Source organism: Lactobacillus sp. ESL0263 (assembly GCF_003692845.1).
GTDB lineage: Bacteria > Bacillota > Bacilli > Lactobacillales > Lactobacillaceae > Lactobacillus > Lactobacillus apis.
Map to the genome: position 1 here is coordinate 68,612 of NZ_REHL01000005.1, position 7,280 is coordinate 75,891.

The following is a 7,280-nucleotide window of genomic DNA, read 5'->3' on the forward strand; positions in this document are numbered from 1 at the left end:
CTTAAAATAAAACAAGAAGAGCCGATATGACGGTTCTTTTTTTATTCATAATGCAAATCATGAACTTCAATCTGCACAATATCTTTAACCATAAGAAATGAAAAGGTGTTTACCAACAGCTGTATAAATTTTAACCAACATTTTAAGTTTGGTATCCGCAACTGCTGCTTCTAATTGACAATCATACTGATCAGCAAATCCTTTTAATTCAGAATCATTTTTAGTCAATTCTTCAGTTTTTATCTTTATCGCTTCCTAAAAATTCTGTCCTATTATTTTTCGCGCTCTTTTTTCAAATCTCTTTGACCAAATTAACTTCTCAGTCAAAAAATTGGTAAATAAAAAGATAGGACATAAAGTATCCTATCTTTTTACAGCGTACTCTCTCAATACCGGTTTAAATTGCAAGGTGGAATTATACAGCGAAAAATTAAAAAATATTTTGAGGCGAAGGAGGAGAGATTTTCCATAAATCAGCTCAAAACTAGTTCTTCATTCGAGGTAGCAATTTGAGTACATAAATTTTTGAAACATCATGATTATCATGGCGGTATTGAAAGTTATAAGAAAAATGTGTGTAGCAATCTACTAACAAAGCCGTTTGCGTTCAATTGCTACGTATAGTATATCAGCAAATTAAAAAGTATGCACGGATATATCTATAAAAGAATACACGTTTCTTTTTCTGTCGACTTATATTAGTACGCTCTTAAAATCTGTTAACTAAAAATCAATTCTCACTTTACCTATTAGGTCCCGTATTAACATAACTAATATCTAGGATATAGTCCGATTAGCAGTGCTGGAATATCCTTGTATTCAAGTTGACCCATCCATTTTTTCAATTCTTTAACGGAGGTTTTAGCAATTGCTCGCTCTTTTGGATTTTTTACTTGATCTGCTAGTTTAGTTACCTTTTTGAGTTGCTTCTTAGCTGATTTCATTTGCATAATATCGCAATAATCCATCACCTTTAGCTCGGCCTTAATTAACTTTTTAAGGCTCTTTTTTTGAGCATTAACATTGTATAAGTCACTAACAATGTTAACCCAGCCTTTTGCTTGACCAGTCTGATCAACAATATGAACCTGTACGCCATTTCTTAATGAACTAACCTGATCCACCTTAAAGAGGACCTGATCATTAACCAACTTCTCTACTTCTGCTTTGGGTAGGTGCGCTGCTTGATGTGCTTTTAGGGAAATAGTGGCATCATGATTTAATCTAAAAACATAACCTGCTTTAGATATTCGGATTGACGCCTTTTCATCGGTCTTTGCCTCTTGTTTACTTTCCTCGCTGGTTGATGCGTCAACAACTGATGTTGCGATTGTACCAGTTGCAACTGAAAACAGTGCGATGGCTGCAGAAATTGTAAGAAGCTTTACGCCCTTCTTCATTGGTTAATTATCCTCACTAGTTCTAAAAATATCATTTACTATTGTAACATTGAGAATTCTAATAATTAACCTTTTTCTGTTATGTAACAAGGAAGAAATTAGTTTCTTTTGTTAAGTGCTAGAATCAATCTACTGATTATTTAGCTCAGCCTGCTTCAATGCAACACGTTCTGAAATCTTGATAAATGGAATATAGAATAAGGTGCAGACCACTAAAATAACGATTTGAACTAGCACTACTTTCCAGTCTCCACCACTGGCCAGCAAACCACTTAAAATTGGTGGTGTAGTCCAAGGAACTAAGTATGCCAATGGTTTTACAAAACCAATTGCAGTTGCAAAGTAGCCGATTAACGAACCAATAACAGGGCTCAAAACAAATGGAATAATCATTGGAATGTTAAACACAATTGGGAAACCAAAAATAATTGGTTCATTGATTTCAAAAATTCCTGGGATAACTGCCAATTTAACTACATCCTTATATGGTTTATAGTGTGAAACTAGCAAAACGGCAATAATTAAGGCGATTGTTAAACCTGTTCCACCCATTTGTGAATAAACCGTTACGAAGTCTGTGTTAATAATGTGTGTAGCTTGTTTGCCCGCTTGAACAGCAGCCATATTTTCATTCATATTAACCAAGTTCAACGGATCAAGTAAGGAGCCATTAATTACAGTTTGGTGAATTCCTAATGTATATAAGAAATTACCGGTTGAGTAGATTAGCAGGAAGCCTGGCAGAGACGTATTAACTGAACGCAATGGCTCTTGAATTAACCGTGAAATAAGTGTTACCAGGTCAGCATTGAAGTATGCCAATACTGCTGCAAATACACCAAATAATCCCAGCGTTAATAAGGATGGTAGTAAAACAGAAAAACTTTGACCTACGGCAGGTGGAACTTGATCTCCCAAGTTAATCTTTAAAGCTTTAACTTTTGAAAGTCGTAAGTATATTTCAGTTGCCAATAGGCCGATAATAATGCCTGCAAACATTCCCGTTGTACCAACTTGAGAATATAACACCGCTCCTGTAACTTCTACTGCCTTTTTAGCTCCATCTGGAGTCACACTAACGTGGATAGCCAACATGATAAAAACTGCGGAAAGAGCAATTGCCGCTGCTGAAATTGGACTATCGTAAGACTTATTTTTGGCCAAATAGTATGCAATCATTGGCGCAATTAGGATACTTGCAACGTTTAGCGTTCCGTTGGTTAAAGCTGTTCCAAATACTTGAAACTTTGCTAACATGTCGCCCTTGAGCACCCAAGTAAATAATACGTTGTTAAAAAACACTGCTACCCCGGCCAAGATAAACATCGGCATCAGTGTGGCAAAGGCATCTCGCAAAGAACGCAAATGAACTTGATTTCCAATTTTTACAGATATGTCCGTAAACTTATCCAAAAACCGTTGCAGTTTTGGATGAGCTTGTGTATTACTAACGTCATTCATATTTAACACCTCACATGTTTAAGATAAGTCTTGTCCGTTAGACTTAATTACTTTTTGGAGCCAATAATAGCTTTTCTTAGGTACGCGCTTCATATCACGCAAGTCATGATTCGTTCGGTTAACATACACAACGCCATAGCGTTTCTCCATATCACCTTGCGAACTCAAAATATCAATTAGTCCCCAACCAAGGTAGCCGATAACTTCCACGCCATCTTCTTCAATCGCTGCTTTCATTGCTTTAATATGATTGCGGTGATATTCAATTCGGTAGTCATCGTTAATAGGATGTTCTCCATCCCACTTCTCACGCACACCAATCCCATTTTCAATTGGAAATACAGGTAAGTGGTAGCGTAGATAAATCTTGTTTAAAACATCACGGAAACCTAAGGGATCAATTTGCCAACCCCATTCAGTCGTTTTGAGATAAGGATTGTCCTTTTTGCCATAATCTTGGTAGAGATTTGGTGCTGTGCCAGCAGGTATCTTACTTGCATCAATCGTACTGGAAGCATAGTAACTAAAACTCAGGAAATCACTCTTAAGGCGTGAAATTTCTGCCATTTCTTTGTCATTAACATCAAGTTCTAACTTATTCTGTTTAACAAAATTAATTACTGCATCTGAGTACTTACCGTAGCTAAACGCATCTAGTAAATCAAAATTCAGGAATTCATCTATTTGATGCGCCGCAAAGACATCAGCAGGATTTGCAGTTGCACCATAAACTTGGTTGTAAGCTAACATCCCACCAATTTTTGCATCTGTTTGATCATGTAAATAATTAGCAACCGCCGCATGACAGTACATAACATTATGAGCAATTTGGTAGATATCGGTTAAAGTCTTATCACCTTTTAAATAACCAGCAATTTGAAATACACCAGAAGTGTGATACAAGTTTTGTTCATTAAAAGTAATCCAGTACTTAACTCGATCTGCAAAGTGATCGATCACAATCTTGCTATAGCGAATAAAGTCTTCACACACTTTTTTACTAATAAAACCGTTGTAATCTTCTGCTAAGTGTAAAGGCATATCAAAATGATAAAGACATATCATTGGTTCAATATTACGTGCTAGTAGACCATCTACTAGCTTGTCATAATATTTAAGCCCTTCCTCATTAACTTCACCGTCGCCATCCTTGATGACGCGTGACCAAGAAATCTGGAACCGATACATATTCATTCCAAGATCTTTCATGTAATCAAAGTCTTCATCAAAGTGATGGTAATTATCATTTGCAAAGTGCCAGTCACTAATATGCGGGCCGGACTTACGAACATCATAAACAGATAAACTCTTACCGCCTTCGTTCCACCCGCCTTCTGTTTGCATACTTGAACTGGAATTGCCCCAGAAAAATTTTGTCATTATCATAACTTCTTTCTATTTATTAAAAGCGCTTTCAAAAATAATCATATTTCATCTTGCTTTTTAAGTAAATGATTGGCAAGCTGTAAGTAAAGTAAATAGTTTACTTATAATTGGAGGTGCATGATGATCACAAGACCTAAATACATAAAAATTGCTAACAAAATTGAAGAAGATATTCTAATGCATAAATATCAAAAAGAGCTACCTCATATCGACCAGCTAGCAACAGATTATGCAACTAGTAAAGTTACAATTGTAAAAGCCATTCGCTTTCTGAGCTATCAAAACGTCGTCAAACCGATTCGTGGCCACGGAACCCTGATTTTGACAGAAAAAGAAGTTGAAATTGCCAAAAAGGATAATGCTAATGAGCACGTCGGCTTTACCGAACGAATCAAGAACACGGCTCTATTAACCAATCACATTGTGTCATTTGACCTGCGCGAACCAACTGATAAAGAAGTTGCTCTTTTAAAAATTAGTCGCAGCGATTTAGTATATGACATTATTAGGCAACGCTTGTTAAGCGATTTTCCGGTACGTCTTGAATATACAGTGATGCCTGTAAAGGTTATTCCAGGTATTACTGAAGAAGTTCTTAGGAAGTCAGTTTATGGATATATTGAAAATACGCTTCACTTAAAAGTTGGTAAGGCCAATAGAATTCTTCGTGCTGATAAGCCTGATGCTTATGATCAGCTATATTTAAAGTGCAGCAAAACTGATCCGGTTTTTGAAGTTGAACAAGTTTGTTATTTGACTAATGGTATCCCCTTTGAGTACTCTCAAACGCGAAATCGTTATGACCACGGTGAACTAACTCTAAACCAAGTATAAAGTCTTTATCCCTTCAATTAGATACAAAAAAGGAGCTCAAAAGAGCTCCTTTTCACTTGGTTAAAAAAACTTTATTACTTATCAGCAGTGTAGTAAATATCTACTTGTTGATCTTGACTATCACTTGTTACTTTTTCTGCCGGAACAAAAGCACTACTTGCAGTATAACCCTTTAGTTTTGGTACTGTTACTCTTGCCCAGTTTCCTGTACGCCAACTGGCATATGTCTTTTGTCTTCTGCTAACACTAATTTTAATTACTTGATTAAAAAATTACGGAAAGCTGCATTAACAACTTATTCCTTTCTATACTAAGATTATTTAGAAAGACAAAAAGAAGCCCCTATCTCAAAAGATAGGAGCTTCTTTATTTTCAGTAATTATTCAAAGAATAATGTACTACTTTTTATTCAAAAGCTGTTTGCTTAACAAATTCATCATTTCCAATGGAGTAGTAAGCTACACCTTGGATTGCAACAACACTTCCGAATGTTTGAACATTTTCACCCTTATTGATTGTCTTGCTACCAACACGTTTACCATATTTGTTGTAAACAGCAGCACTTGAAGTCAATGTACGAGTGGTTCCAGTAACATTGTCGCTATCGAGATATTGATCTTTGCCAATTTCAACAAATTGACGACCATTAACTGTCTTAGTTTCGCCAGTAGTTACTTGAGAACCAGACTTAAGGATTACCTTGTTAACTCTTTGACCGTTACCGTTATAAATGTAAGCATCATGACCTAATGTAGCATTTGAAGTTACACCATCTGCAAGAACATTATTTGCTTCTTTAGCAGCTGAAGCAAAGTTTGCTGCTTTGACATAACGATTATTGTCAATAATGAAGTAAGACTTACCGTTAATTGAAACTGGATCACCGTAAGTAGTTACTTTAGCATTCTTCTTCAAAAGCTTAGTGCCAACACGCTTACCATTCTTGTTGTATACGAAGGCATTCTTCTTCAAAGTTCTCTTCTTACCAATAAAGTTGTTAACTGCAACGTATAAACCATCATCAGTTAAGTAGAAGTCACGATTACCAATCTTTTGGGCTCCAAAAGTAGAAATTGTCGAGCCCTTCTTAGCAACTAATAGGTTGGCACGATTGCCGTTCTTATCGTAGAAGTATGCATTGTGTGTAAGAGTCTTATCAACAGCCTTAGAAGCATCTGCACCAGCAGTTTCAGCTGAAGTGCCTTCACTAGTTGCTGAGCCATTCGAACCAGAAGCGTTAACACCCGAGCCTGCTGAACCAGTTCCTGCATTACTGGAGTTATTTGAACCTGAATTGTTTGAACCGGATCCACTATTACCAGAGTTATTGCTTGAGCCATTTGAGTTAGAACCATTTGAGTCTGAACCGTTGCTGCCTGAGCCATTTGAGTCAGAACCGTTGGAGCCTGAACCATTTGAGCCTGAACCATTTGAGTCAGAACCGTTGGAGCCTGAACCATTTGAGCCTGAGGCGTTTGAGCCTGAGCCATTTGAGTCAGAACCGTTGCTGCCTGAACCATTTGAGTCAGAGCCGTTTGATTCAGAACCGTTTGAACCTGAACCGTTTGAGCCTGAACCGTTTGAGCCTGAGCCGTTTGAGTCAGAGCCGTTTGAACCTGAGCCGTTAGATCCTGAACCGTTTGAGCCTGAGCCATTTGAGCCTGAGCCATTTGAGTCAGAGCCGTTTGAGCCTGAGCCGTTTGATTCTGAACCATTTGAACCTGAGCCATTTGAGTCAGAACCATTTGATTCTGAGCCGTTAGATCCTGAACCATTTGAGTCAGAACCATTTGATTCTGAGCCATTTGAGTCTGAGCCGTTAGATCCTGAGCCATTTGAGTCAGAACCGTTTGATTCTGAGCCGTTTGAGCCTGAACCGTTTGAACCTGAGCCATTTGAGCCTGAGCCGTTTGAGTCTGAACCATTTGAGTCTGAGCCGTTAGATCCTGAACCATTTGAGTCTGAGCCGTTAGATCCTGAACCGTTTGAGTCAGAGCCGTTTGAGTCAGAGCCGTTTGAGCCTGAACCGTTTGAGTCAGAGCCATTAGATCCTGAACCGTTTGAGTCTGAGCCATTTGAGCCTGAGCCGTTTGATTCTGAACCATTTGAACCTGAACCATTTGAGCCTGATCCGTTTGAGTCTGAACCGTTTGATCCTGAACCGTTTGAGCCTGAGCCGTTTGATCCTGAGCCATTTGA

General features: G+C 37.8%; 6 protein-coding genes. 1 reads left to right on the forward strand and 5 read right to left on the reverse strand.

The window, feature by feature from the left end; all coding sequences use genetic code 11:
- Positions 1-84: 84 nt before the first annotated feature.
- The 4 genes from F5ESL0263_RS08685 to F5ESL0263_RS06380 all read right to left on the reverse strand — a co-directional run bounded on the left by F5ESL0263_RS08685 (position 85) and on the right by F5ESL0263_RS06380 (position 4,241).
- Entirely contained in the window at positions 85-228 is a 144-nt protein-coding gene (locus tag F5ESL0263_RS08685) for a hypothetical protein (RefSeq protein WP_158593022.1), read from the reverse strand.
- Positions 229-770: 542 nt separating this feature from the next.
- Positions 771-1,400, reverse strand: coding sequence for a hypothetical protein (locus F5ESL0263_RS06370; protein ID WP_122035721.1), 630 nt, complete (start codon positions 1,398-1,400; stop codon positions 771-773).
- Between the two features lie 129 nt (positions 1,401-1,529).
- Positions 1,530-2,861, reverse strand: a complete 1,332-nt coding sequence (locus F5ESL0263_RS06375) for a PTS sugar transporter subunit IIC (protein ID WP_122035722.1) — start codon at positions 2,859-2,861, stop codon at positions 1,530-1,532.
- An 18-nt stretch (positions 2,862-2,879) separates the two neighbouring features.
- Positions 2,880-4,241, reverse strand: a complete 1,362-nt coding sequence (locus F5ESL0263_RS06380) for a glycoside hydrolase family 1 protein (RefSeq protein ID WP_122035724.1) — start codon at positions 4,239-4,241, stop codon at positions 2,880-2,882.
- Positions 4,242-4,364: 123 nt separating this feature from the next.
- Between F5ESL0263_RS06380 and F5ESL0263_RS06385 the strand changes: the two genes are divergently transcribed.
- On the forward strand, positions 4,365-5,081 hold the full coding sequence (locus F5ESL0263_RS06385) for a GntR family transcriptional regulator (protein ID WP_228150051.1): 717 nt from the start codon (positions 4,365-4,367) through the stop codon (positions 5,079-5,081).
- Between the two features lie 405 nt (positions 5,082-5,486).
- Here F5ESL0263_RS06385 and F5ESL0263_RS06390 read toward each other — a convergent pair.
- Positions 5,487-7,280, reverse strand: a 1,794-nt coding sequence (locus F5ESL0263_RS06390) for an SLAP domain-containing protein (protein ID WP_122035726.1), incomplete at its 5' end; no start/stop codon positions are given.

Bases quoted from the DNA above. Each gene is read 5' to 3' on its own strand.
- F5ESL0263_RS06370 (WP_122035721.1), bottom strand. From the start codon at position 1,400: ATGAAGAAGGGCGTAAAGCTTCTTACAATTTCTGCAGCCATCGCACTG.
- F5ESL0263_RS06375 (WP_122035722.1), bottom strand. From the start codon at position 2,861: ATGAATGACGTTAGTAATACACAAGCTCATCCAAAACTGCAACGGTTT.
- F5ESL0263_RS06380 (WP_122035724.1), bottom strand. From the start codon at position 4,241: ATGACAAAATTTTTCTGGGGCAATTCCAGTTCAAGTATGCAAACAGAA.
- F5ESL0263_RS06385 (WP_228150051.1), top strand. From the start codon at position 4,365: ATGATGATCACAAGACCTAAATACATAAAAATTGCTAACAAAATTGAA.